The following is a 1,484-nucleotide window of genomic DNA, read 5'->3' on the forward strand; positions in this document are numbered from 1 at the left end:
TATTCTTTGGAGCGTTAAAAGAAGATAAACAATTTGATTATATTTTTGCAGCATAGCAATATGTTTGCATAATAATATACCTACCTAAATAATAGCAAAGCCCCCTTATCGGGGGCTCTGCTACAGGTATATTAGAAAGGATAATAATGAATTTTATTTTTTTCTTATTAATTACCACTAACATTGCAGTCACTAACTGCTTCAGTTTTAAATTTATCTATTTCCCCGCCGCTGAAGAAACCCCCAACTACTCCTTTGAAAGTATTTTTTCCATTATCATTTCCATTGCATTTATCAAGTTCACTTTTTATGTGATCAAGCGCTGTTTTTATTTTATCTTCATTATTCTCTAAAAATTTATTAAATTCTCCAGCACCAGTTAAGGCGGTTTTTAACCAGTCAAGTTGTGTTTTTTGATCATCAGATAGTTTTTCTCTAAGAAGTTCTTCTTTAGATTTTGGTTTTTCTTCTTGTGATTTCTCTTGGCTTAAATCTCGCTTTTTTCTACTTTGTGATTGTTTGGCATTGTTTTTTAAAGTGTCATTATCATTGGAATTACAGCCATTTAGCATAAGTAAAAATAAACAAAATAATATATTGATAATTTTCATTTGTTATCTCCTTTTTTCTCTTCAGTACAATAATTTAGTAACAAAAAAGATTATTCTTGTAATTATAGATCTTATTTTTAGAAATATTGATGTTTATAAGGGTATTTAGAATTAATAAATTATGTGTTTAGGATTATTGAGAATTTCTATTTAGAAAACCCATTAATTAGTGCCGTAATAATATTTGCTATGCTAGATATAGCAATTGGAGCTATTATTATTGTGATAATAATTATTAATCTGTTGCTTATATTAAGCTTTTCTAATAAAAATTTTTCATGAATTTTTAGTTTTTCGTCAAGATTTTGTTTTAAATTCTTTTCTACAGTATCAATTTTGGCATCTAAGTTAGCTATATCTTTTTGTAAATTCTTTTCTACAGTATCAATCTTTGTATTGAGTTCACTTTTTACAGTGTCAATCTTAGTAGTAAGTTCATTTTTTACAGTGTCAATCTTGGCATTTAAATTCTTTTCTACAGTATCTATTTTGGCATTTAAATTCTTTTCTACAGTATCTATTTTGGCATCTAAGTTAGCTATATCTTTTTGTAAATTCTTTTCTACAGTATCTATCTTAAACTCAAGATTTTCAAACTTTATCCCAAATTGTTTCTCCAAATTTTCTAAATCTCTATATGTAAGGTTATTGTGATAATATCTTTTGGATAAATCGTGTGCTATTAGTTGTTCCATTCCCAATCTAAGAAACTCATTATATATTTGTTCTTCACTTATACTTGCAGTATTTGTTAGCGCTGGCTTCATAATAATTTCCTTTTACAGCCATATTATACACTATTTTAGTTAGCTTTAAATATTTTTATATATAAATTATAAGTTCTTGCAAGAAAAACCTTTTTGTAATTTACAT

At 26.5% G+C, this 1,484-nt stretch carries 2 protein-coding genes; both read right to left on the bottom strand.

The window, feature by feature from the left end:
• Positions 1-167 precede the first annotated feature (167 nt).
• Positions 168-611, bottom strand: coding sequence for an Mlp family lipoprotein (locus HNP68_RS06800; RefSeq protein ID WP_183221712.1), 444 nt, complete (start codon positions 609-611; stop codon positions 168-170).
• A 146-nt stretch (positions 612-757) separates the two neighbouring features.
• A complete protein-coding gene (gene bdr, locus HNP68_RS06805) occupies positions 758-1,378 on the bottom strand; it encodes a Bdr family repetitive protein (protein ID WP_183221715.1) in 621 nt (206 codons plus the stop codon).
• Positions 1,379-1,484: the final 106 nt, after the last annotated feature.

The organism is Borreliella yangtzensis, assembly GCF_014201775.1.
GTDB classification, from domain to species: Bacteria; Spirochaetota; Spirochaetia; order Borreliales; family Borreliaceae; genus Borreliella; species Borreliella yangtzensis.